The 25,292-nt window shown below is 45.6% G+C and carries 18 protein-coding genes and 2 pseudogenes; 18 read left to right on the top strand and 2 right to left on the bottom strand.

The window, feature by feature from the left end; all coding sequences use genetic code 11:
- Positions 1 to 28 precede the first annotated feature (28 nt).
- The 6 genes from U2F10_RS08735 to U2F10_RS08710 all read left to right on the top strand — a co-directional run bounded on the left by U2F10_RS08735 (position 29) and on the right by U2F10_RS08710 (position 8,864).
- The gene (locus U2F10_RS08735; protein ID WP_499871756.1) at positions 29 to 2,926 is read left to right on the top strand and encodes a PAS domain-containing protein; all 2,898 of its coding nucleotides are present in this window, start codon (positions 29 to 31) and stop codon (positions 2,924 to 2,926) included.
- Positions 2,926 to 3,609, top strand: a complete 684-nt coding sequence (locus U2F10_RS08730; RefSeq protein ID WP_499871754.1) for an ATP-binding protein — start codon at positions 2,926 to 2,928, stop codon at positions 3,607 to 3,609. The genes U2F10_RS08735 and U2F10_RS08730 overlap by 1 nt, the downstream gene beginning before the upstream one ends.
- 133 nt (positions 3,610 to 3,742) lie before the next feature.
- Positions 3,743 to 4,837: a hybrid sensor histidine kinase/response regulator gene (locus U2F10_RS08725; protein ID WP_163663984.1), complete on the top strand. Its 1,095-nt coding sequence runs from the start codon at positions 3,743 to 3,745 to the stop codon at positions 4,835 to 4,837.
- A 279-nt stretch (positions 4,838 to 5,116) separates the two neighbouring features.
- Positions 5,117 to 6,181, top strand: a complete 1,065-nt coding sequence (locus U2F10_RS08720) for a bilin-binding protein (RefSeq protein WP_163663982.1) — start codon at positions 5,117 to 5,119, stop codon at positions 6,179 to 6,181.
- A gap of 199 nt (positions 6,182 to 6,380) precedes the next feature.
- Positions 6,381 to 7,199, top strand: coding sequence for an alpha/beta hydrolase (locus U2F10_RS08715; RefSeq protein WP_163699424.1), 819 nt, complete (start codon positions 6,381 to 6,383; stop codon positions 7,197 to 7,199).
- Between the two features lie 129 nt (positions 7,200 to 7,328).
- Positions 7,329 to 8,864 carry a leucine-rich repeat domain-containing protein gene (locus U2F10_RS08710; protein ID WP_499871752.1) on the top strand — a complete coding sequence of 512 codons (1,536 nt, stop codon included), beginning with the start codon at positions 7,329 to 7,331 and terminating at the stop codon, positions 8,862 to 8,864.
- Here U2F10_RS08710 and larB read toward each other — a convergent pair.
- On the bottom strand, positions 8,856 to 9,635 hold the full coding sequence (gene larB, locus U2F10_RS08705) for a nickel pincer cofactor biosynthesis protein LarB (RefSeq protein WP_163659601.1): 780 nt from the start codon (positions 9,633 to 9,635) through the stop codon (positions 8,856 to 8,858). The genes U2F10_RS08710 and larB overlap by 9 nt on opposite strands.
- 101 nt (positions 9,636 to 9,736) lie before the next feature.
- Between larB and U2F10_RS08700 the strand changes: the two genes are divergently transcribed.
- From U2F10_RS08700 to U2F10_RS08670, 7 genes and pseudogenes are all read left to right on the top strand, one after another.
- Positions 9,737 to 11,077, top strand: coding sequence for a glycosyltransferase family protein (locus U2F10_RS08700; protein ID WP_499871750.1), 1,341 nt, complete (start codon positions 9,737 to 9,739; stop codon positions 11,075 to 11,077).
- Between the two features lie 291 nt (positions 11,078 to 11,368).
- Positions 11,369 to 12,349, top strand: coding sequence for an ABC transporter ATP-binding protein (locus tag U2F10_RS08695; RefSeq protein ID WP_499871749.1), 981 nt, complete (start codon positions 11,369 to 11,371; stop codon positions 12,347 to 12,349).
- 72 nt (positions 12,350 to 12,421) lie between these two features.
- A complete protein-coding gene (locus U2F10_RS08690; RefSeq protein ID WP_499871747.1) occupies positions 12,422 to 13,924 on the top strand; it encodes a hypothetical protein in 1,503 nt (500 codons plus the stop codon).
- A 91-nt stretch (positions 13,925 to 14,015) separates the two neighbouring features.
- A complete protein-coding gene (locus U2F10_RS08685) occupies positions 14,016 to 16,076 on the top strand; it encodes a prolyl oligopeptidase family serine peptidase (protein WP_499872341.1) in 2,061 nt (686 codons plus the stop codon).
- A 148-nt stretch (positions 16,077 to 16,224) separates the two neighbouring features.
- On the top strand, positions 16,225 to 17,175 hold the full coding sequence (glsA, locus tag U2F10_RS08680; RefSeq protein ID WP_499871746.1) for a glutaminase A: 951 nt from the start codon (positions 16,225 to 16,227) through the stop codon (positions 17,173 to 17,175).
- A 145-nt stretch (positions 17,176 to 17,320) separates the two neighbouring features.
- Positions 17,321 to 17,650: a hypothetical protein gene (locus U2F10_RS08675; protein ID WP_163659592.1), complete on the top strand. Its 330-nt coding sequence runs from the start codon at positions 17,321 to 17,323 to the stop codon at positions 17,648 to 17,650.
- Between the two features lie 203 nt (positions 17,651 to 17,853).
- Positions 17,854 to 17,976, top strand: a pseudogene (locus U2F10_RS08670) (glutaminase A); the annotation flags it as partial.
- Positions 17,977 to 18,583: 607 nt separating this feature from the next.
- Here the strand turns inward: U2F10_RS08670 and U2F10_RS08665 are convergent.
- Positions 18,584 to 19,331, bottom strand: a pseudogene (locus U2F10_RS08665) (hypothetical protein); the annotation flags it as partial.
- Positions 19,332 to 20,041: 710 nt separating this feature from the next.
- On the opposite strand from U2F10_RS08665, the gene U2F10_RS08660 reads away from it, so the two are divergent.
- The 5 genes from U2F10_RS08660 to U2F10_RS08640 all read left to right on the top strand — a co-directional run bounded on the left by U2F10_RS08660 (position 20,042) and on the right by U2F10_RS08640 (position 25,292).
- Positions 20,042 to 20,947, top strand: coding sequence for a glycosyltransferase family 2 protein (locus tag U2F10_RS08660; protein ID WP_163659591.1), 906 nt, complete (start codon positions 20,042 to 20,044; stop codon positions 20,945 to 20,947).
- Between the two features lie 431 nt (positions 20,948 to 21,378).
- A complete protein-coding gene (locus U2F10_RS08655) occupies positions 21,379 to 22,440 on the top strand; it encodes an ornithine cyclodeaminase family protein (protein ID WP_163659590.1) in 1,062 nt (353 codons plus the stop codon).
- A gap of 23 nt (positions 22,441 to 22,463) precedes the next feature.
- Complete coding sequence (locus U2F10_RS08650) at positions 22,464 to 22,760, top strand: (2Fe-2S)-binding protein (RefSeq protein WP_163659589.1); 297 nt, start codon at positions 22,464 to 22,466, stop codon at positions 22,758 to 22,760.
- Positions 22,753 to 24,156 (top strand): FAD-dependent oxidoreductase, encoded by a 1,404-nt coding sequence (locus U2F10_RS08645; RefSeq protein WP_499871744.1) that lies wholly within the window; start codon positions 22,753 to 22,755, stop codon positions 24,154 to 24,156. Before U2F10_RS08650 ends, U2F10_RS08645 begins: the two co-directional genes overlap by 8 nt.
- Positions 24,153 to 25,292 (top strand): NAD(P)/FAD-dependent oxidoreductase, encoded by a 1,140-nt coding sequence (locus U2F10_RS08640; protein WP_499866384.1) that lies wholly within the window; start codon positions 24,153 to 24,155, stop codon positions 25,290 to 25,292. The genes U2F10_RS08645 and U2F10_RS08640 overlap by 4 nt, the downstream gene beginning before the upstream one ends.

Here is a 25,292-nt window from a genome sequence, read left to right as displayed (position 1 = left end):
TTGGTCGATTATTTGGAGTGCTCTAATTATGGATGAGCGTTTAAGCGTTCTATTCATTGCAGATTCAGAAGAGCATCTGCTGCCAATATTGCAGGTATTACGTAGCAGTGGGTTTTATCCTAGTTGGGAATGGGTGAAAACGGCTGAGCCACTACACAGAAAAACAGCCAATCGCTCCTGGGGCGTGATTATTTTTTTAGATAATGCTCTGTCTGAATTTGATGTTTTTGCTGCACTCGCAATTATCGAACAAAACCAGCCTGATACCCCTTGTATTGTAATTTCAGCCATTTCTGGTGAACGCAGGGCTGTAGAGATCATCAAGGCAGGTGCCCATGATTATTTGCTTCAGGATGATTTAGGGCTTTTGCCAGAAATCGTGCGCAATGAAACCCGGAAAATGCAATTAGAAAGCCAACGGTTTCTGGTATCGGATAAATCGGATGGCTCCAGGAATGATCACGGAGTTACGTCTAGCGATCGCAAAGAATCTCAGCGTTTAAGGGAAGCACGGGTCGACGCTACTTTCGTTCAATCGACGGTGGGCTATGTTGAAACCAACTTGCAAACCATGGGGTTAACCTTTGTCAATCCTTACTTCTGCAAGATGATGGGCTACAGTCAAGCAGAACTATTGGGCATGGGGGTTGATGAAATTAGTCATCCTGATGATACGGAAGAATCTTTCTCAAAAATCCGCCAGTTATTTTTAAGAAAGATTGAGAGCTTCGAATTAGAAAAACGGTATCGTCGCAAAGATGGTTCGTTTTTTTGGGCTGAAATAACGGTTTATCCCCTCCATTTCCAGGAAAATCAAGTTACCCATTGTTTCGCTATTATTCAAGACATTAGCGAACGTAAAAAAGCTGAACAAGAGCGTGAGGGGTTCTTTAATCTGTCTCAGGATTTATTGTGCATTGCTAGTTCAGAAGGATATTTTCTAAAAGTTAATCCTGCTTGGCAAACCACCCTTGGCCATGCACAAGATGAATTAATCGGTTTTCCCTTTATTAATTTTGTTCATCCTGAGGATCGAATAGCCACTCTAGAGGAGTTTCATCGTCTGAATTATGACAATAAGATTGGTCTCAACTTTGAAAACCGCTATCGCTGTAAAGATGGTTCCTATAAATGGCTGTCGTGGAGATCAAGCCCAGATGTAACAACAGGGGTTGTTTACGCAATTGCCCGTGACATAACCAGCATCAAGCAAGCACAGCACAAACTCCAGCACCTTAATCAAGAGTTAGAAGACAAAATCGAGGAACGAACTAAGGCGTTAATGATGACACAATCAGCCGTAGATCTAGCTGCCGATTGCGTGTTTTTAATCCGTTCAGATGGCAGTTTTCATTATGCCAATAAAACAGCCTGCGCCAAACTAGGGTATACCCAGGAAGAGTTTCGCCAGATGAACGTGTTTGCCATCAATGTAAACGTCTTTCCAGAAAATTGGGTGAAGATGTGGCAGACTCTTAAAAAAGAATCATCGCTCACCTTTGAATCTCAACATCGCTCTAAGAATGGTCATATTTATCCCGTTGAGATTAATACCAGATATCTAAATTTTGACGGTCAAGAATATTGTTTTTCGTTTGTGAGAGATATTAGTTATCGCAAATTAGCCGAAGCAACTATTAAAAAGGAAAATACGTTTCGTCAGCAAATTTTAGAAAATATGGCTGAGGGTCTTTGTGTTTGTCAACAGATAGATGAGTTTCCCTTTATTCGCCACACGATCTGGAATCGAAAAATGCAGGCGATTACTGGCTATTCGATTGAGGAAGTCAACCATTTGGGGGTTATACCCGGCTTAATTTCTAATGCGGTTGATCAAAAAAACTATGTTCAACAATATATGGAGCACCTACGTATGGACAGTGTTCCAGCCCTTGAAGAAGCTGAGATTTATCGCAAAGACGGTCAAAAACGGACGATTTCTATTTCTACCTCTGTTTTATCAGATTTTGAAGGCCATTTCACTGTGTTGGCGCTTGTACAGGACATTACCGAGCGCAAACAGAGCCAGCAAAATGCAAGTCTATTGGCTGCTGTGGTTGAATCAACTGACGATGCCATCATCACCACAAACTTGGATGACATTATCACCAGTTGGAACTCAGCGGCTGTAAATTTGTTTGGATATACAGAAACTGAAGCCATCGGTCAACCCATATCCATTCTCTTTCCTCCTGATCGTCTAGATATAGCGCCTCAGATTCTTGAGCGGATTACTAACGGAGAGCGTATTAAAAACTTTGAGACGATTAATCTTCACAAAAATGGAACTCCCATTAATGTCTCAGCTACTATTTCCCCATTAAAAGATGAAACAGGAAAAGTTGTAGGAGCCTCAAAAATTATTCGTGACATCACTGAGCAAAAGCGAGCTGAAGTACAACTGCGACTCACTAATGAAGAACTGATGCGTGCGACTCGCCTTAAGGATGAGTTTTTGGCTAATATGAGTCACGAACTACGCACACCCCTGAACGCTATTTTGGGTATGACCGAAAGCTTACAGAAGCAAGCGTTTGGCACAATTAATCAAAAGCAACTTAAGCCATTACAACTGATCGAACGTAGTGGGGCCCATTTACTAGAACTCATCAATGACATTTTAGATGTTGCTAAAATTGAATCTGGCCAGATGAAGCTAGATTTGCAGCCAACCATCGTTATTCTTCTCTGTAAATCCAGCTTAGACTTTGTTAAACAACAGGCCTATAAAAAAGCAATTCAAATTGAGACTAAATTTCCTCCCCATATACCTGATGTGTGGTTAGATGAGCGACGTATACGTCAGGCTTTGATTAATCTGTTGAGTAATGCCGTTAAATTCACCTCAGAAGAAGGACGAATCACCTTAGCCGTGAGCCTTCAGGGTGAGACAAAAACTCTTTTAAAAAAGAGAATAGGACATTAGTGGAAAAAACAGTTCTCCGATTTTCTGTGACTGATACTGGGATCGGTATTGCACCTGAATATATTAGCCAGCTGTTTCAGCCCTTTATCCAAATTGATGGATCGTTAAATCGCAGATATCCAGGCACTGGTTTAGGCTTAGCGCTAGTAAAACGCATTGCTGAACTTCATGGTGGAGAAGTTGGAGTTTCCAGTCAGTCAGACATGGGCAGCTGCTTTACCATGGATATTCCGTGCGAAGTTGTTACATCTTATGATGAAGTATCGGCCATAAAAAAACAAACTGAACTCAGCGTTACCACAAAGCCAGCTCCAAAGAAAAGGGCCTCCTTAATTTTACTGGCAGAGGAAAATGCAGCAAACATTATTACAATTTCCAGTTATTTAAGAGCAAAAGGTCACCGTCTACAAATTGCAGCAGATGTGAAAAAAATTAGTAATATTGCTCAATTGACTAGCCCAGATTTGATCTTGATGGATCTCCACGTATTAGGAAATAATAGTTTAGAGATTATTCAGCAAATCCGTCTTAATTCCTATTTAAAGATTGTTCCTATCATCGCTTTGATTGATCCTTTTATAGATAACAGCCAGGATGATTACTATGATGCTGGAGTTAATCATTGCATCCATAAACCTTGTAACCTTCAACAGTTAATTGATACGATGCAAAAGCTATTGTAAAGTATGTTTACATTAAAATATTTTTGTAAACATTGCAAAAATTATATGTAATGTCAATAGATTTGAGTCAATCGTTTAGTAAATAAACGTTGATTCAGGTTTTATTTTTATATTAGGAGTAGGAGGCTAATTAATGAATGCCCCCACAATTCTCATTATTGATGATGAGCCAGATAATTTTGACGTAATTTCAATTCTCCTAAATGATCAAGAGTATCAACTACACTACATTGGCAATGCTGCGGAAGTCATAGACTCCCTTGAGATTATTCAGCCTGATTTAATTCTATTGGATGTCATGATGCCGGGCATCAATGGTGTTGAGCTATGTCGACAGATTAGGGCAGTCCCTAAATGGCAATCGATTCCAATTACCATGGTGACGGCACTGACTAGAAAAGAAGATTTGGCACGCTGTTTGAATGCAGGGGCCGATGATTTTATTAGTAAGCCGCTGAATGGTCTTGAGCTGCGAGCCAGGGTGCATTCCATGCTCCGTATTAAACACCAGCATGACCATTTACAAACCTTACTCAAGTTCCGAGAGGATATGGTCCATATGCTCATCCATGATTTGAGAAATCGCCTTACAGATGTATTGCTAGGGGTAGAATTCCTTGAAATGGATGTGGAGCCTGTTATCCAGGAAAGACTGGCAAAAATCTATAAATCAGCCCAAGGATTGCAGCTTTTAATTGATGATTTACTCAAAATCGCGCTGCTTGAATCTGGCAATATACGTTTGAATCGAGCCAATGTTGACATTCGTCAACTCGTAAATGCTGTGATCAATAATTTTAGGACGATCGCAAACCAAAAAAGTCAATCTCTTATCAGTTTATTTGCAGATGACTTAGTGGATACCATTTTCATTGATGAAACCCTGATGTACCGGGTATTAGACAATCTTTTATCCAATGCGGTTAAATTTTCTCCATCTCACAGTAAGATCGTTGTGAAAGTCACAGGTTCTCAACCAGACACATTAATCATTCAAGTAATCGATTCGGGTCCTGGTGTGCCCCATAAATTGCGGCAACAGATCTTTGAAAAATATGAGATCGGCACTCTAATGCCTAACGTTTCTCAAATTGGCCTGGGGTTGGCGCTATGTAAGATGATTGTCGAGACCCACCAAGGCAATATCTTTGTCAAAAGCAATCATCCCAAGGGCTCTATTTTTGAAATTAACTTAGCTCATAACCCTGCATTTGAACCATCGCCCTAATCGTTTCGATCAATAGAAAGATCTATACTTATGATAAAAAACATTCATGGAAACTCTCTTGCTGAGAAGATCCTCATGAATGTTTCATAATCTTTCTCATGTAATCTGTCATACTAAATCAACATCCTTAACGCTGAGTTGTTACTCACGGTTACTACTCACGTTAGTAATGATTGCTACCCTTGGTCTGTTGGAGGGTAGCAACAATATTGCAAGCATTAGGTTTATCTATTTAACTCATTAATCAGACTATACATTGTTTAATTTAAATTTACTCTTATGTTATTAAATTCTGAAAGCTCTCAGACGTCTACAGTTGGACGTCTTACAAAGATATGGGCTGCTCGTTATTTACCTGATCTTTCTATCTTATCAATTGAGAATGATCTCTCAGTTCGCGATAAATTGCAAGGGACCGTATCAGAGCAAGGTCGTGCCTATACAGCTAATAAACTGAATAAACGTCTGGTTGAGGATCGCTGTAATCTTGCTGCTGTTAGAGCCAAAAACCTTTACTCCTTTTATAAGAACTCAGATTTGAGAAAGATAGCTAGCATCGCTAAACTTGTTAGCCGTATTTATCTCAAAATAATAGAGATGTATCAAGATCCATCGGCAATCGTTCTTTCATCATATTCCACGCCTGATAAATCCTTTGATCAATCGTCACTAGCTGCTTGGGGGTTGCCAAAGATAGACCGGTTGGCATTAGAGCTGTCTCCTCTGTTATTAGATCTACAAGAACGGTACCGAGTTTCTCAAAACTGGCAATCTGTGGGGTTTATCACAACGCAGATAACCCTTAGCAATGCTCTATTATTAGAAGAATTAACGCCTTTAGAACAAATTTTTGTTAAGTGCTACTTTAAATTTCTGGAGGAGCAGGTTTGCCTGCCTTGGCAACGCCTTTGTATAGCGGTGAGAAAGTATAGCCTGTATTCTCCGATTTTTGAGGCTGTTGAATTGATGTTATCTAAGCTAACGAGAGTTTCCACTCGGGTTTACGAACGTTGGGCCAATGCGTTTCCCCATTACATTAGCCATAGGGGTGATTTAACGGATCCCAAGGTTAGGCAGTCATCAATTCGAGATTTTGATATGTTTCAAGCATATTTATGTGTATGTTTACTGGAAGAAGATGCAACAGTTATTGAACAAGAATTGTCGGCAATTTGTCTGATTGTTTATGGGGCTTTAAATATTCCCTGGGACATGACGGTTGAAGGTACTCTTTTATTAATGAATGAAATCTCGACTCAACTGAAGCCTTATCACAAGCAAATCGCTGAGCCTTATTTGGAAATGATGACTAAAACGTTCTCTCACAGAAGGTTTGCATCGTAGGTTTGCAGGGAATGACGAAGGCAATGGATCACAGCCTCTTAAGGAACAGCAATTTCCAATGAACAAGAACTATTGAGAATTGCATCAAGACAGTTATTTTGAACTAAGTGGGCATTCAAAGTCCTGCTAGGAAAGGTTTTCAGATTTAATGCCTGAGTGTGACAGTTGAGAGGGCGGAATGTCGGTATAAACATCACCCATGAATAAGTCGTCCCTTAGAAAACTGCTGATTGGCGAATTTACCTGGAAACGACTAGTGCGCTCAGTCCTGTTTATCTACATAGTTATTGCCTTATATGTCTTCTTCCGGGCAGACAGCATGATTTTCCTACCTCCACCTGCCAGCTACCAAGACACTCAGGAAATCCTAAAAGTACCTGTCACTAATAACCAACAAATTTCAGCTCTCTATCTGCCCAATCCTGACGCCGCTTACACTCTACTCTATATCCATGGTAATGCTGAAGACCTCGGCGATATTCGTCCCATATTAGAAGACCTGCACCGCTGGGGCTTTAGCGTATTTGCTTATGACTACCGAGGTTATGGCACCAGTGATGGTAAACCTGGTGAACGTAACGCTTATCAAGACGTAAATGCTGCCTATACCTACCTGATTCAGCAGCTCAACGTACCTGCCAATCAAATCATTGCCTATGGTCGCTCTGTCGGCGGTGGCTCAGCAACAGCTTTAGCCAGCCAACAGCCCGTGGCCGGACTTATCTTAGAAAGCGCATTCACATCTGCTTTTCGTGTAGTGATTCCGTTGCCCCTATTCCCTTTCGACAAATTCTCAAATCTGCCTAAGCTTAAAAAGGTCCGCTGCCCGGTGCTCGTTATGCACGGTCAGGCTGATGAAATCATCCCATTTCACCATGGCCAGAAACTATACGAAGCAGCGCCAGAACCAAAAGCATTTCTATGGGTACCCGCAGCAGGCCACAATGACTTTGCCTGGACCAGCGGCGACCGCCTGCGACAAGCATTGGTATCTTTCCAAAAACTCCTGAAAACCTAATCCGACGTGGATACCCTGCGATATTGGGCGCTATCGGTCAGGATTTCATATGAGGTAAACGATCTGGATTACTGATACTTCATCATGTAGCTCTTTGCTCAGAGTTCAGGTTCCTTGAGGAAAATCGTCATGCATCAGGCTTCTATCGAAAAAGGCAATGGGTTGCCCCCCCTGGGGGCATTGCTCAGAAACATCATGACTGCGGCTTTGTTAACCAATCCATTAGGGTATCAAGCGCTGTCGGCATCAGAGATGGTGGCCAGCCAAAGCGACCTAAGCAGACATCGTCTTCTTGCTCAGACAGACTCGGCCTATGCTGAAGCCCAAAGACTGATTCGGGAGGCCCTTAAGACTCAGGCCACCGAATTAAGCTTGTCCGGGCTAGATTTGCAAACGTTGCCGCCAGAAATCAGTCAGCTGTCTCAGCTACAAACGCTAGACCTGAGTTACAACCAGCTAACCACGGTACCACCTGAGATTGGTCAGCTTTCTAGCCTGACTTATCTGAACCTGAAGATCAACCAAGTCAATCAGTTGCCTGCTGAAATTGGCCAACTGTCTAACCTACAAGAGTTGGATCTTTGGAATAACCAACTGAGTGATTTGCCATCGGAGATGGGTCAACTCTCTCAGCTGCAAATCCTAAACTTTTGGGATAATCGGCTAAGCAGTCTGCCCGCTGAAATGGGTCAGCTCTCTAACTTGGAAGAACTCAATCTGCGGGGCAATCAACTTCATAGTCTACCGTCTGAAGTGGGTCAGCTCTCTAATTTACAAGAGCTAGATCTCTCCTTTAACTGCCTGAGTGACTTACCGATAACAATCGGTCAACTTGTTACTCTGAAACAGCTAGATCTCGGCTACAACCGACTGAGGGGGGTACCGACAGAAATTCGCTGGTTGAATCGTTTAGAACGCCTTTCTCTCAACCACAACCAGTTTATTAGCCTCCCAATTGAGATTACTCAGCTCTCTAATCTGAAATATCTTGATCTTGACGAAAATCAATTGAACAGCCTACCTGCTGAGATTGGTCAACTCTCGCAATTGCAACATCTAAGTCTTGGGGATAATCAGCTAAATAGTCTGCCTGCTGAAATGGGCCAGCTTGTCAGCCTGAAAGATCTGTATCTGAATAGCAATCGGCTCAGCCAGTTACCAGCTGAGATCGGTCAACTGACGCGGCTAGAACGGATTTTTCTAAATTCTAATCAGTTGGCTAGTTTTCCAACTGAAATTAGCCAACTCGTGAACCTGATCGGTCTGGGTCTTTACGATAATCAACTGAGTCACCTGCCTGCTGAGATTGGCAAGCTCTCTAATTTGCAATATCTGGGGCTTTCGGGAAACCAGATTAACCGTTTGCCAACTGAGATTGGCCAGCTCTCTGCTCTGGCTTATCTTTACCTGGCGAACAATCAACTCAGTCAGGTACCCTCTGAAATTGGCCAGCTGGTTTATTTATATGACCTGGATCTAAGTCAGAACCAGCTGAGTCGTTTGCCTGGCGACATGGGGCGAATGTTCAGCCTGGAAAGGCTGTCCCTTAAGGATAATCAGCTGACTAGTTTGCCAGTTGCGATCGCACAACTCCCCGAACTCCGTTCCCTGGAACTCGCAGGCAACCCCATGCCCCCTGAACTCATAGAGCAATATTCACGCTGATTGGTCAATTTTGGCGGCTGTTCTAATAATTTGCCCTGCCAACACAGCAGCCCCAAACCCATTGTCAATATTCATCACGCCAATCCCTGCGGCGCAAGAGTTTAACATCGTCAATAAGGCTGATACACCGCCAAAGCTGGCACCATAGCCAACGCTGGTCGGCACGGCAATCACCGGGCAGTTCGCCAACCCAGCAACAACACTGGGCAATGCTCCCTCCATCCCGGCAACAACAATTAACACATCGGCCTTGTCAATCACCTCTCGATTATTCAACAATCGATGGATACCTGCCACACCCACATCCCATAGACGGGTCACTTGAAAACCCGATAGTTCCAACGTGACTGCCGCCTCTTCTGCCGTGGGCAAATCGGCTGTGCCCGCCGTAAGAATCGCAATGTTACCGGGATGCACCGCTGCAACAATATCTGGCTGTAGGGCACAAATGCGGGCCAGTTCGTAATAGCGCAGATTTGGTAAGGAGTCTCGCATCTGTGGATACACCTCCGGCGTAATTCGTGTCGCCATCACCACCGGATTCTCGGGCTCCATCGCCCGAAAGATTTTTATTAGCTGATCTACGGTTTTATCTTGACCCCAGATCACCTCTGGAAATCCTGTTCGCAAGGTCCGATGATTATCGATTTTGGCAAAGTCATCAACGGGCTGATAGTTCAGGTGCTTGAGTTTATCAAAGGCAGTGTCGGGGCTAACTTGTCCTTGGGCAACAGCGGTCAACAAATCGCGTAGTACAGCAGGCTGAGTCACGGTGAAAATGAAAATTCTGAAGGATGGTATTTAGGCTAACGTTTTTTTGAAATGGTTGGTGATTATCCCTTAGGGGGTTCCATGGAACCTCCCTAAGGGGTATGGTGCGTGATAATGTGGCCACTGCAATGCCTTTGGAATCAACAAAACCGATGGCGATAGATGTCCTAATTTTGACCAACGGGCCAGGGGAAGTCTCAACCTGGGTAAAACCTGTCGTCCAGCAGCTGAGAAAGCGTGAGCCGGACCATGAACAAATGCGCCTTTCGGTGATGCTGTCCCCCTGCCCCCATGCATCGGGTGGCGAGATGGCTTCCCTCAAGTCCTATGCCGAGGTAGATCGCGTGCAAGGGCCAGACGCGTTTTTCCGGTTTTTGCTCACAGGCAACACCACTGATGACTGGGACTGGCATAGTCAGGGTGTGGTCGTCTTTCTTGGTGGTGATCAGCTCTATGCCGTCTGGGCGGCCAAGCGTCTGGACTATCGCACCGTCATCTATGCAGAATGGGAACCGCGCTGGCTCAATTGGGTGGATAACTTTGGCATGATGCAGGGGGATACTACCGAGAAAGTTGCGGCTAAATATCAGCCCAAGTTGACGGTGGTGGGTGACCTGATGGCGGATGTGGAATCTGCTAGTGGCGCAGAGCTGCCCTTTAGCCCTGAAACGCAGTTGATTGGGCTGATGCCGGGGTCAAAGCCAGATAAGTTAAGGCCTGGGGTACCGTTGTCGCTTGCGATCGCACTCACACTCCACAAAACCCATCCCGATCTTGAATTCATCATCCCCGTCGCCCCCACCGTCACGCCAGACACCCTCGCCACCTACGCCGACCCCACCCAAAATGCCACCGTCGCAGTCATGGATGGCCCCGACGCCCAGCTCATTACCCCCGACAATGCAGGCCTGCCCTACTTCCAAATCAAAGACGGTCCCAAAGTCTGGCTCTGGACCGATTTTCCTGCCCATGGCCTGCTCAAACGCTGCGCCTTGTGCGTCACCACCGTCGGCGCTAACACGGCCCAGTTAGGTTCCCTGGCTGTGCCCATGGTGGTTTTACTCCCCACTCAGCAGCTCGACGTCATGCGCACCTGGGATGGTCTTTGGGGCCTACTCTGCCAGCTGCCGGTGGTTGGCTCGTTGCTAACCAAGCTGATTAATACCGTGGCGATTCAATACATCCAGCGCAATCAAAAGCGCTTTGCCTGGCCGAATATTTGGGCCAAGGAAGAGGTGGTGCCGGAGCTGCTGGGACGGATTACGGCTGAAGAGGTGTGCGATCGCATTGCCACCTACCTCAAACACCCGGAACAGCTGGAAGCCATGGGCCAAAACCTGCGTAACCTGCGCGGTCCATCAGGAGCCGCCAGCCGTTTCGCCCAATTAATTTTGGAAACACTCCCCGTCGATGCATTCAATCGAATTGAAACAAATCATTAACCAGGTATTAAATGTAACCATGAATACCTGTTATCTAACGGAGGCTTAATCTAAGCTACGACTGTTTAATTTTGAGTACAGCTTGAGTCCTAACTACTTGCCCCTTGATTCTCCACCTACAGCAATTGCTGAGGTACTACAAACATAATTATTTTCTATAATACCTGTAACACAAAGGTTCTAGAACGTCACATGTCTTGACTAAGCCTTCGATTGCCATAACCAAGATGTCGCGACTTAAGTTGATTCCCCTTACGTTTAACTGCTCAGTGTTATTTACCCAGTGACGGTATGTCTGAAATTTCGTCTATATCTCAAGATCCGTCCCCTACAACTACGCCGTCTCTCGTGATAGAAACCCGAGGATTAACAAAACAGTTTGATCAGCATGTCGCTGTTAATAACGTTGATCTCACCATCGCAGCTGGCGAAGTTTACGGGCTGATTGGCCCTAACGGTGCCGGTAAAACCACATTGATTCGTTTGTTGGCTACGGCAGAGGAACCGACCACCGGAGAAATTCTAATCGGTGGAACTCCCCTCAAGCGGGGCCATCCCAATGCCCAGGTTAAGCATCAGTTAGGGTTACTCCCTGACGATTTTCCCCTCTATGACGACCTCACCGTTGACGAGTACCTACAATACTTTGGCCAACTATACTATCTCCAAGGACCTAACCTGGAGCAGCGGATCACCGATGTACTGGCGTTAGTGAGTTTAGAAAACAAACGCCATGGGCTAATCAGTAAGCTGTCGCGAGGCATGAAACAACGCCTCAGTTTAGCCCGCACTGTACTACATAAACCCACCCTCTTACTTTTAGATGAACCCGTTTCTGGCTTGGACCCCATCGCCCGCATTGAGTATCGTCAAACCATTAAAACTCTTCAAAAACAGGGGATGACCATTTTAATTTCATCCCATATTCTCAGTGATCTAGAAGACTTTTGTACTGCCATTGGCATTATGGAGCAGGGCCGACTGGTTCAAAGCGGTCAATTGCATACCTTATATGAACCTGCCACACAACAGCTGCTGATTTCTGTCGTTGAAAATATTGATGGGCTTGCTCGCTATTTAGAGGATCAAACTATCCTCGTAAAACAATTAGACAATAATCAGCTAGCCATTCAATTTACCGAAGATGTCCAAGCCGCTGCTAATCTTTTGCGGCAGTTAGTTTCCGAAGGCTTTGCCATTACGGAGTTTTATCAGACCCAAGAGACCCTGGAAGATATTTTTATTCGCTCCGGCTATCAACGTACGGCTTAAGGAAAAACTCGTCCAGATGGTGGGCACTGCCCACCCTACACGCCATTCCCCATTCTCCATCCCCCACTCCCCATGAACTGGATCAATCAAATCGGCATTTGGAACCCTCAATTTTTACGAGAGTGTCGCGGCCATCTTAAACCTCGTACGGTCATAGCAACGCTGAGCATATCGGCCATATTTCAAATTTTGCTTTGTTTCCTGTTATTTCAACGTAATACAGTAGCCCCTGAGTTTCATAACCCATGGCTTGATATTGGGCGTTTTTTTACCTGGGCAATTCCCTTCTTTTTATTTGTCATCGGCGGATACTATGTAGTCAGTGACTTGACCCAAGAAGAGAAGGAGGGAACTCTGAATTTTATTCGTCTGAGTCCACGACCTGCCCGAGAGATTCTGCTTGGCAAACTCTTGGGGGTCCCTATCGTCCCCTACTTGGTAGTACTCTCGGTTGTTCCTTTACATGTTTACGCTCTGGCTCAAATACCATTGCCAGTCTCTTTCCTTTTGAGCTATTACAGCCTGTTGATTACTTCTACATTTTTATGTCTCAGCCTGGCCCTTTTAGCGGGTATTACTGGCAAGCTGCAACCCCAAAAAACATCCATAGCCATAGCCTTTTCTGGCCTTTGCCTAGTTTTGTTTGCGCCCTTTTTTATGTTTTGGAACGCAAACATTAGCTGGTATACCATTGCTGAAAACTCAAGACTGTTCGATGCAAACAATCCAGTGATATCAACGCAATGGCTATATGTCAACCTGGCTTACAATAGTTTTTTGGCCTATGGATTTACTCTGGTTAATCTGATTATTGCCATTGGTTTAGTGTGGTGCATGCTAAAACGTCTATTTCATCAACCCAAAACCACATTAATTAGCAAGCGATTGAGTTATTTGCTAACGGCTTATATCAACGTACTGGTCTGGGGATTTTTTCAACATCAAGACGCTGCATCAGACTATGATTCATTGCTTGATTTCTTAGTGTTGTATGGGGTCAATTTTGGCTTAATGCTAATGTTGTTATTGGCCCTGATGCCTCAACGCCAACAGCTATTCGACTGGCTAACTTATCCCAAAACTAATTTAACTACGCGTCTTTGGGCTGATAAGAGTCCAGCATTCACGGCCATAGGGGTCAATATTCTGATTGCCGGTTTATTGATAGTGCCATCGTTGCTCCTGAAGTATCAGCCATTATTATCTCCGCATTTACTAGTAATACCCTTGAGTATTGTTTTGAGCTGGTTAATTTATGCAGCGCTGACTCAAATTATCTTTACCACCCAGGTGCGTAATCCAGCCCTTTGGTCAACAGGCACAATCCTGTTGCTGATTATTGTGCCATCGAGAATTTTGTCTATTTTTCAGAAAGGTGATTCCCAAAATCCTCTATGGCTGTTATATCGAACATTCTTTGGCAATCCTCCATTTTATAGTGATCCTAACCCCGTATTTTTGTGGGCCGTTGGTTTAGGCATAGGTCTCCAAGGAATTGTTTTGGCTGCCCTATTGGTGTTGCTTCGTCACCGTTTGCAGCGGCTCAGATCTTTGATACAGGCCGTAGGGGATTAAGGTGCGATCGCAATTGAGTCTGGAAACGCTACACTACTCGGGTAATTGTCAATTACCCATTGACAATTATCAACTATCAATTACCCTCCCCATGCCCTTCCAATACCCCCAAACCCGCCGCTGCGACCAAACCGACACTTACCACGGCACGGCTGTTGCTGACCCCTATCGTTGGCTTGAAGATCCAAACTCGGATGAGACGAAGACCTGGGTTGAGGCACAGAATGAGGTTACATTTGGCTATCTGCGTGAGCTACCTGCGGTGGAGCCTCTCAAAAAGCGGCTGACGGAGCTTTGGAACTATGAGCGTTACAGTGTGCCATTTAAGCGCGGTGGACGTTATTTTTACTACAAGAATGATGGCCTACAAAACCAGGCAGTGCTTTACACCCAACCATCCCTGGAAGCTGAGCCGGTTGTGCTGCTCGACCCCAATACCCTTTCAGAGGATGGTACCGTTGCCCTAGGTAGCATTGCCGTTAGTGAAGATGGTCGATATCTGGCTTACAGCCTTTCTAGTTCAGGGTCAGATTGGTTGGAGTGGAAGGTGCGAGACATTAAGACAGGCGAAGACACCACCGACCACCTGAAATGGAGCAAATTCTCAGGAGCACTCTGGAGTCACGACAACCAGGGTTTTTTCTATAGCCGCTATGACGAACCCTCACAAGATTCTCAGTTTGAAGAGGTTAATTATTTCCAAAAACTTTTCTATCATCGTCTGGGTACTCCCCAGTCAGAAGATACATTAATCTATGAGCGTCCTGATGAAAAAGAATGGGGTTTCCAGGGGCGAGTCACCAATGATGGTCGTTATCTGGTTATTTATGTATGGCGAGGCACTGATAGCAAGAACCTGATTTTTTATAAGGATCTCCAAGATCCCAATGGCGAAGTTATAGAGCTGATTAGCGAATTCGAAGCATCCTACAGATTAATTGACAATGACGGCACCACATTCTGGTTCAAAACTGATTTAAACGCATCCCGTGGTCGTGTCATCGCTCTTGATCTGACTAAAGGAAATGTCCCGACAGAAATTATTCCCGAAGCAGAAGAGACTTTGGACTCGGTTAGCCTGTTAAACAATCAGTTTGTTGCTAATTACTTGAAGGATGCCTACACCACAATTCAAATCTTTGATCTAGCAGGTCAACCCCTCAAAACTGTTGAGCTACCAGGCATTGGCTCCGCAGGTGGGTTTGATGGCAAAAAAGAAGATACGGAAACGTTTTACCAATTTTCTAGCTTTACGGTGCCTAGCCGCATCTATCGCTACAACCTGGAAACAGGAGAAAAACGCCTGTTTCGTGAAGCGGCGGTGGCGTTTGACCCCAATCAATACGAAACACAACAGGTGTTTTACACCAGCAAAGATGGCACCCGCGTGCCCATGTTCATCACCCATAAAAAGGGACTAACCCCCAATGGCCAAACGCCTACATTACTCTATGGCTATGGCGGCTTTAATATCCCCCTTAGCCCCAATTTCTCAGTCGGCAATTTAGTATGGCTAGAAATGGGGGGGATCTATGCTGTAGCCAACCTGCGAGGAGGTGGGGAATATGGTGAAACCTGGCACCAGGCAGGCACAAAGCTGACCAAGCAAAATGTTTTTGATGACTTTATCGGTGCAGCTGAATGGTTAATTGACAACAATTACACCTCATCTGAAAACCTGGCCATCATGGGCGGTAGCAACGGCGGACTATTGGTTGGAGCCTGCATGATTCAGCGCCCCGACTTGTTTGCAGCAGCTCTACCCGCCGTGGGCGTAATGGATATGCTGCGGTTTAACCAGTTCACCATTGGTTGGGCCTGGGAAAGTGATTATGGATCTCCCCAAGATCCTGAGGAATTTAAGGCACTCTATGCCTATTCGCCACTGCATAATCTAAACTCAGCCAGCTACCCATCCACACTGATTACCACCGCCGACCATGATGATCGCGTCGTGCCAGCCCACAGTTTTAAGTTTGCCGCTACACTCCAGGCGGTTCACCAGGGAGACAATCCAGTATTAATCCGCATTGAAACAAAGGCAGGCCATGGAGCTGGTAAACCAACCGCTAAGATCATTGAGGAAGTCGCTGACAAATGGGCCTTTCTAGTAAAGACCTTAGATGCAGAGGGCAAACATTTGACAGTTTAACCTGTTGCGATTTCAGCTGGTGCTGATTTAGGGGATAAATCGAGCTGTGATATTTGCTAATAGCCCAGATTTAAAGGATTAAATCCCTCCGAGGCTCAGCAACGCCAATTTCAAATTATGATGCTATCGAGTGGGTGGGACATCGACTATGTCAGAATTGCAGGCCTCTCTTGAAAAGCTACACCATACCTATGCGGCAATGGAGGAGGGTGAGGTCGCAGCTTACATTCCAGAACTCTCCAAGGCTAACCCAGACTGGTTTGGCATCAGCGTTGTTACCACCGATGGCCAGGCATTTAATGTCGGGGACACCGAGCAGAAATTTACAATTCAGTCAATTTCTAAACTCTTCTCCTACGGTCTGGCGTTAGAAGATCATGGTCGAGAGATTTTGTTGGAGAAAGTGGGCGTAGAACCCACGGGTGATCCTTTTAACTCAATGATTCGGTTAGATGAAGGCTCCCATCGACCCTATAACCCTATGATCAATGCCGGAGCAATTGCCACCACCAGTCTACTGAAGGGTGATGGCCCTACCGATAAGCTCAACAGGTTGCTCAAACTATTTGAGCGCTACACCGGGCACGACGTTTTTATTGACATGCCCACATTTATTTCAGAACGGGCTACTGGTCATCGCAATCGCGCCATGGCCCACCTGATGCTCAACTTCGGCATGATCGATAAAGATATCGATGCTGCCCTCGATCTGTATTTTCAGCAATGTGCCATCATGGTCACCTGTCAGGACTTAGCCACCATGGCAGCTACACTAGCTAATCACGGCCAAAACCCCATCACCCAAACCCGCGCCGTTAACGAAGACTACGTTCGAGACATCCTCAGCGTTATGTACACCTGCGGCATGTATAACCGGGCAGGAGAATGGGCCTATCGAGTCGGTGTGCCAGCAAAAAGTGGAGTTTCCGGTGGTATTTTAGCAGTAATCCCCGAAAAAGCAGGTATTGCCACGTTTTCTCCCCCCATTGATGACAATGGCAATAGCGTAAGAGGCCTGCGAGTATTTGAAGCCCTATCTAAAAAATACAACCTCCACATGTTTGACCTATCCATGGGGCGATGCATATTTTGCATTTAAAATTTGTCGCTTACCATACTTAGAAATGTTGTGAACTGATCTATTAGACCGTAGCTATACAACGCTTGGTTAAATTCCTTATAGGTTATGTGAGATATCTGTAGAGACTCTAGGAACAACAACAGCGTAATTGATATATTTTTCCATGGTGGTCTACCAGGGGAAAATCAAAAAGATGCGGAATAAGTGGAGTAGTACCAAAAAGAGACAAAAGCACTCAACCAAATTAAGAAAGAACAAACATAGAGAATCTGAAACAACGGCTGTTACCGCCATTGACGATACAACTACAACCGAGGCAGTAGATGAAACAGCAGAAATCATCACTGCCGAAGATGAACCTGAAGCAACAGCGACTACTGCTGTAGATAGTGAAACTGTCGACGATGAGAACGAAGCTGAAGCAATAGAAATTACTGCTGTCGATGATGAGAACGAAGCTGAGATGGCATCTGCTGCTGACGAGTCAGAATAAGGAGTGAATGCGAGTTTTTTTGTAACAAGCATCTAAAATAAGATACTTACTTTGACCCTAGCCATAGTCAGGGTTTCTTTTTACCTGAATATGAATAGTGGGTACTGGTTCCATATAGTGGGATAGCTAAAGAGAATGCTATGGATGCTGTTGAGGGATAATAGCTGCTAGCAAAGTCCCCAACCTGTGGTGTTATGGAGCTATACCACACCTTTATTGACATGCCCACATTTATTTCAGAGCGGGCCACTGGTCATCGTAATCGCGCCATGGCCCACCTGATGCTCAACTTTGGCATGATTGATAAAGACATTGATGCCGCAGTCATTGGCGTACTCCCACCCCCAATTCAATCGAAAATATAGCCAACAAAGTATCCCACCATATTTCGGTATTCTAGGCCACCACTACCAAGTATCTACCCACAAAGTGAAACCTAGGTCAATGCCAACAATGCGTTGTCCATTCCGTTTTGGCCCCGTGGCAAGCGGATAGGGACGTTTTGATATGTCTATTTTAGGCATGGTCTCCTGGTCTCCTGTCCTCACTCCTCACAATCATCGGGCACACTTCGCCCTACAGCAACATGGTCCAAATCGTTATTACAGCGTCTAACAGCCCATTGTCGTGCTGTTTGCAGCATCCTTAACAGGCTTTTGTCAGCCAGCTAGGATTCTCACACAAATTTATTGTTTATGTGAAGTTAAAATAAATTACACCCCCATCATCAATTCAGAGTATTTGATCTGCCATAATCTCTCTACGACGATAACAAGTATTTTCACTCTAAACGCAGTGTTAATGCTTAGGTGTTACCATCGACTTCTTTTGGTAAAACAGTCACTTATGTAACATGTCATGAAGTATCACAAAAAAGCTTTCTGCAAGCTAGATCTAGAGAAAATCAACGAGAGGCTTAATAAAGCTGATTTAGGTAGCGCTATTAAGGAGAGGATGGTGAAGAAGAGGCCTAATACTCTTATTTGCGCGTAATTGCTCGTTGTAGTGGTTGATAAAATACCAAAATACAGCAATATGATTTTTGAGCTTTTTCGAGAAGGGTAACATTTTGCGCACCAATCGAGATACCCGCTGCTGCATCGTATCTTTAAATCGCTCAATATAGCTGGTATAGCCACCATCCTTGTCTATAGGATGATGACGTTTGCTGGGTAAAGCCACTGGATAGGAACTCAACCGATCGGTGTAAATCACAGCACATTGTCGATAGATGGCTGGTAGGGACATCCATATGGCCTGAGCTGACTCTCCACTACGGTCACCGACATAGGCCCCCATGTTCTCACGCGTCTTGACATCTAAGGCTAACCACACCCATTGTTCATTACCTTTATTATCGACAAAAGACCATAATTCATCCATTTGAACCGTTAGGCGTTTTTTTGCTTGCTGGTTACCTCTACTTGGGTGGCAACGGTATTGGCTTTCCGATTGCCATAGCGTTGGATGCAGTCGTCTAAACGCGCCAGGGAAATCCACTCCAGAAGAAAGCGATCAATCAGGTCTCATTGCTCCTGGGTGCAGTGATGCCACTGAGGATTCAGGACAAACTGACATCCACAATCCCGGTATTTATGGTTCTGTTTGCCATGATGGCTTGCCCATTGAAACTCATAGACTCAGGGTGACAGCTTGGACACGCAGGTATAGAACAGGACATCTTGTGACTGAGGGTAGAGTCGATTCTCTAAAGATGCTTTATCGGTCTCCAGAGGATCTCTCTGATCCACTTTTCTTATCCTTTTTTTCCTAAAAGGGGCTACCCTGATTTGCTGTCTCACAACAGAGTTTAGTTTTAGCGGGTAGAGCTTTTTGAATAATTCAACCTTTGGTGTGTAGAGGTTTCAGTACTCGACGCAGGTAATAGAAATTTTATTTTTTTGACTAATGTGAGTCTCTGGAAGAACTACTCTACTAAGGTTTTGGTGCAGTAGAGCTGTTGACTTTTTAGATTGTTGAAAAGTTCTCTGATGTAAAGATTTTATATCACTCTCTTCAATATATGGAGTCGATCTGTTTTTAATGAGTTAGTGAGCTGATACTGGACAGTGCGAAGTTTTTCTCTTGTTGGTCAAGTTCTTCCATCTAGGAGTAAAACTCAAGCCCAATACCTCGATTTACAAAGGGTACGTCCGAATAGAAAGCTCTTAAAAGACCAAGTATGTGCCTACTTCAAAGCTGGTAGAAAACGATTTTCAGTAAAACTATGGCCTTTCGACCATTAGGTAATCTATCGAAAATCTATCGAAAAACCAACCAATCTGCTGAACTTTAGCGAGGAATCAGGGCTTTACTGACTGATTTCTAAGTTTATCCACAACAAGAACTTTTCACTGTCCAGAGCTTTTAGTAATTCATTTTTTCGACAACATGTCTAAGCTTTTAACAATCGCGATACCTACCTATAATCGTGCCTCTCTATTAGACCAGCAAATGGCTTGGTTGAATGAGGCTATTCATCGACTAGAGAGTTCTGTCGAGATTCTTATTTCCGACAATGCCTCCAGTGATGAGACTCAAAGGGTAATCGAAAAATGGTGTCCCCAGTTCTCTAATGTACAATTCACAAATCATCGTCAGCCATCTAATTTAGGACCTATTAGAAATATTGAATATTGCATAGAACAGGCGAAAGGGAAATTTGTCTGGGTAGTTAGTGACGATGATCGATTAAGACCAGAGACCTTAGGCTATATCATTAAGCATCTTTCTGAAAAACCTGACTTAACCCTTATCGTGCTGAACCATGCGGCCAAAAATTTTGCTCAAGATATTGTGGCTTATGAGCAGTGCTATCGCATTAAGGAAGATGTTTTTGCTACCGATGGTAAATCCCTGTTTAGTAAATGTCTGCTTCAGCATCAGGGTGGAGTCACTCTAACAACAGCCTTAATTTATCGAACCTCTGTAGTTCAAGATTCACTGACATCTTGGCCCGAGGGTATGGATAATTTTTCAGTGCAAACCTATATGACAGCTTACTGCGCTCTTTATGGCTCTGTATTGCTAACGGCCATTCCTTACGTTGTTTGTGCCTTGGGAGATCATTGGTTTATCCAAGATACCTCAACCCGCAATCGTTTCCGATATGAAGACAAACCAGCAATGTATGCCAGATTATCTGATATTGGCTATGGCAGAGTTCTAATGTGGAAATTCTGCTTGACAGTTGGCCAGTCCATTTTTGAACTCCTACGGCATCCCAGTAAGTTATCGTTATTTTTAAGAAAACTCTTCTCTTTAGCTAATGCCAAATTCCATAAGAAGAGTGCCTAAGAATTCATAGAAACTAGATGGGTGGAATCTTTAACCGACATTCCACCCTCTCAGGGTTGCTACAAGCATAGCTGTTATTGCTGTAACCTATGTTGTTCATTGTGAATGGCCTGGATAAACTCAGAGTGAGTGGCATCGTACCCATGGTTTGACTTTTCGTTACTTTAGAGATGTAACAAAAAAGCTGACAATGCTCTGATTAGATTTAAAATTTTTATGTTGAGCTGTTATCCCTTAGGCTTCAGATAGAAGTATCAACATGGTTTCCCATACACGGTAACCATCATTCGATCAGCAGTTTGTGAATCCAGGAAAAGAGGTAACTGCTTTCAAGGCCATTCGAGTTATTTTTGGGTTGAGATTATCTCTATTTAAACTCCATTGAGGTGTTATCAAATTTGTTTGATAACACGTTTTAGGAAACCACATTTATGAGTTACAAACACCACCTTAGCTTCACCTATCTATCTCAGGAAGATCTGCTTAATGCCGGATGTTTAGATATGCAGATGGTAATGGATATCGCCGAAAAAGGCATGTTCGAATTTGAAAGACATCATGTCATTTTTCCTGAGAAAATTGTCCAGATTTTTAATCAAGCTACCCAAGAACGGATTAATTGTTTACCGGCAACACTATTAGATGAAAAGGTCTGCGGCGTTAAATGGGTTTCGGTCTTTCCCCTGAATCCCAGTCAGCACGACCAGCAAAATTTATCGGCTATTTTTATCCTTTCGGAAATTGAAACAGGGTTTCCTATCTGTGTCATGGAAGGAACTCTCGCCTCAAATATGCGGGTTGCAGCCATGGGTGGTATTGCTGCCAAGCATTTAGCCCGTCCTGATTCTGCAGTGATTGGTTTTATTGGGGCCGGGGAACAGGCAAAAATGCATTTAATCGCAATGAAAGCTGTGTGCCCTGGTCTAAAGCAGTGTCGAGTTGCCGCTTACTTGGTAGCCCATGAGGAGCAGTTTATTGCTGAACTCTCACCCCTGTATCCAGAGATGGAGTTTGTATCCACAAACACTAATGCGCAACAAGCCATGGAGGATGCTGATATTCTGGTGACCGCCACCAGTGCCCAGGCCCCTCTGCTCAAAGCAGCCTGGATGAAACCCGGTGCCTTCTATAGCCATGTGGGGGGCTGGGAGGATGAGTTTGAGGTGGCATTACAGGCCGATAAGATCGTCTGCGACGATTGGGAAACCGTGACCCACCGCACGCAGACATTAAGCCGAATGTATAAAGAGGGGCTGATTAACGCCAGCCATATCCATGCTGATCTACACGAGTTAGTCTCTGGCAAGAAACCAGGGCGTGAATCGGAGTCAGAGCGAATCTATTTCAATGCCGTTGGTTTGGCCTATATTGATGTTGCCATTGCCACCGCCATGTTCAACCGAGCTAGGGAGAACCAGCAGGGCACTCAACTCGATCTACAACAGAGTATGGTATTCGAACATCCTGATTTGAAATCGAAACTGAAACGCTGATACTAAGACCGGGCAACGCAACTATGTTTAAGCGTCTGAATAACTTAACAGATGAAACCGTCACGGTAACGATTGAAGGTGAAGCTGTTCAAGTTCCAGTGGGGGAAACCGTGGCGGCAGCTGTTTTAGTACATGGGTTGGACTATACCCGCACCACCTCTTTATCAGGGGCACCTCGGGCACCGTTATGCATGATGGGGGTGTGCTTTGAGTGTTTGATGGAAATTGATGGCTTGCCCAACCGTCAAGCCTGTCAGGTACAGGTGGCAGAAGGGATGACGATTCGTCGCCAGCAGGGTGTGGGAGGAGATAATGCGTAAATCTTATCAGCTGGTGGTGATTGGGGCTGGACCGGGGGGACTTGTTGCAGCAACAACGGCGGCGAATTTAGGCTTAGATGTGGTGGTGCTCGATGAGCAGCCATCGCCCGGTGGACAAATTTATCGTGCGATCGCAAATGCCCCCACAAACCGCGCCACATTACTCGGAGCCGATTATCAACACGGCGCTGACCTGGTGACCGCATTTCAGACTAGTGGAGCCCACTATTTACCCAACACCACCGTTTGGCTATTAAATGCTCGTCACCAGGTTGGCATCCTGCACAATGATCAAGCATCTATTATTCAAGCGGAGTCTGTGATTGTTGCCAGCGGTGCGATGGAGCGACCAGTAGCGTTTCCCGGCTGGACCTTGCCGGGGGTGATGAATGCAGGGGCGGCCCAAATCTTGCTGAAAACCGCTGGTGTGGTCCCCGCCAATGGCACGGTCATCGCCGGTGTGGGTCCGTTACCCCTACTGGTGGCTTGGCAATATCAGCGGGCTGGCATACCGGTAAAAGCGATTCTAGAACTCTCGCCTGGAACCAACCTGTGGCGGGCTGCACCGCGCTTACCGAAGGCATTAGGGGCCGGTAACTACATTAGCCGTGGATTAAAATACACCCTGGATCTCAATGCAGCGGGCATCCCCATCTACTATGGGGTTTCTCACCTACAAGCTCAGGGGGACAAACACATTCAAACGGTAGAGTACGGCTGGAATAGCCTTGGCATTCGTCGGCGAGAAACCATCCCCACAGACAGTCTCTTGGTCCATTTTGGGGTGATTCCTAGAACAAATCTGACCCAGGCCGCTGGTTGCTACCATATCTGGGATGCGGGGCAACAGTGTTGGCGACCCCAAGTAACGCCGTGGGGAACGACCACTGTGCCGGGGATTGCCGTTGTGGGTGATAACGCCGGCATTGGGGGTGCCCGCAGCGCCGAACATAGTGGCCGATTAGCCGCCCTAGAAGCTGCTCGGGCGTTGGGCCTCATCAGTGAGCAACAGCGCGATCGCCAGGGCCAGGATGATCTCAACTGGCGGCGGAAAGATTTAAGGGTACGCCCTTTTCTAGAAGCCCTGTACCGCTTACCGGAGTCCCTGCTTGTTCCCGGTGATGATGACACTCTGGTCTGCCGTTGTGAAGAGATTTCAGCTGGGCAAATCCGCCAAACGGTGCGAGAAGGCCATGGTGATCCCAATCAAGTGAAATATTATCTCCGCTGTGGCATGGGGCCTTGTCAAGGAAGACAGTGTGCCTCGACCGTAGCCCACATTGTTGCAGCCGCTCACCAGCGTCCCGTCTCAGACTATGCCCCCTTTCGCATCCGCCCGCCGATCAGGCCCATGACCATTGACCAGCTGGCTAATTTGACAGGAACAGAAGCATGACGGTTGATGTTGTAATTATTGGTGGGGGATTGATTGGATCCTCAACAGCGCTACACCTGGCCATGGCTGGACAACGGGTCATCGTCGTAGAGAAAGATAGCCCTGGCCGCCATGCATCTGGTGTGAACGCAGGCGGTTTACGTCGATTGAATCGTCATCCGGCGGAGATTCCCCTCGCGGTTGTTGCCGCCAGAATGTGGCGAGATATCTATTCCCTGGTGGGCAGTGATTGTGACGTAAAACTCAGCGGCCAGGTGCGGGTGGCGGAAAATGCCGCTGATCTGGAGAAACTCAAAGAACGCGCAGCTATGGTCTGTGCCCTGGGGTTTGACCATGAACAGCTGATTGATCGCGAACACCTCTACACACTGGTCCCTGCTCTGGCTCCCCACTGTGTGGGTGGACTGTATACCGCTGGTGACGGCTTTGCCCGTCCCTATCACGCCCTCACTGCTTTTCGCCGCAAGGCCGAGTCCTTGGGAGTAGAGTATCGAACAGGCTGCCGTGTGACGGGGATAGAACGGATGGGAGACCGTTGGCGTGTGGTGTCAGAGCAAGCCAAGTTGGACGCACCTATCCTGGTCAACTGTGCAGGGGCCTGGGCAGGGCAGGTATGTGACTATTTAGATGAACCCGTCCCGCTCAATATCGGAGCTCCAATGATGATGGTGACTGAGCGGTTACCCCCTTTTCTTGAGCTAGTGGTAGGCGTGGCATCCCGTAAGTTGTCGTTTAAGCAGATGCAAAACGGTACTGTATTGATTGGAGGGGCTTATTTGGCTGACCATGACATGGTTAACGAGAGAACAGAGATTGATTTCTTCAAACTCTCTGAAAGCAGCCGCACCGTTGTAGAGCTGTTTCCTAGAATGGCAGGTGTGCGAATTGTCAGGACATGGGCAGGCCTGGAAGCCTTTATGCCCGATCGTATTCCCGTCATTAGTGCCAGTGGAAAAGTCCCTAATGTTTATCATGCCTTTGGGTTCTCGGCCCATGGCTTCCAACTTTCACCCGTTGTCGGGCGCATCATGTCAGAGCTGATTTTGAATCAAAAGAGTTCCTTAAACATCAAACCGTTTTCGATTCAGCGATTTCAAGCCATCGATGCCAGCCATACTTCACATCAGCTTAGTTAA

It is taken from the genome of Leptothoe sp. EHU-05/26/07-4 (genome assembly GCF_043421015.1).
Taxonomy (GTDB): domain Bacteria; phylum Cyanobacteriota; class Cyanobacteriia; order Phormidesmidales; family Phormidesmidaceae; genus Leptothoe; species Leptothoe turfae.
This window is presented reverse-complemented; position numbering and strand designations above follow the sequence as displayed.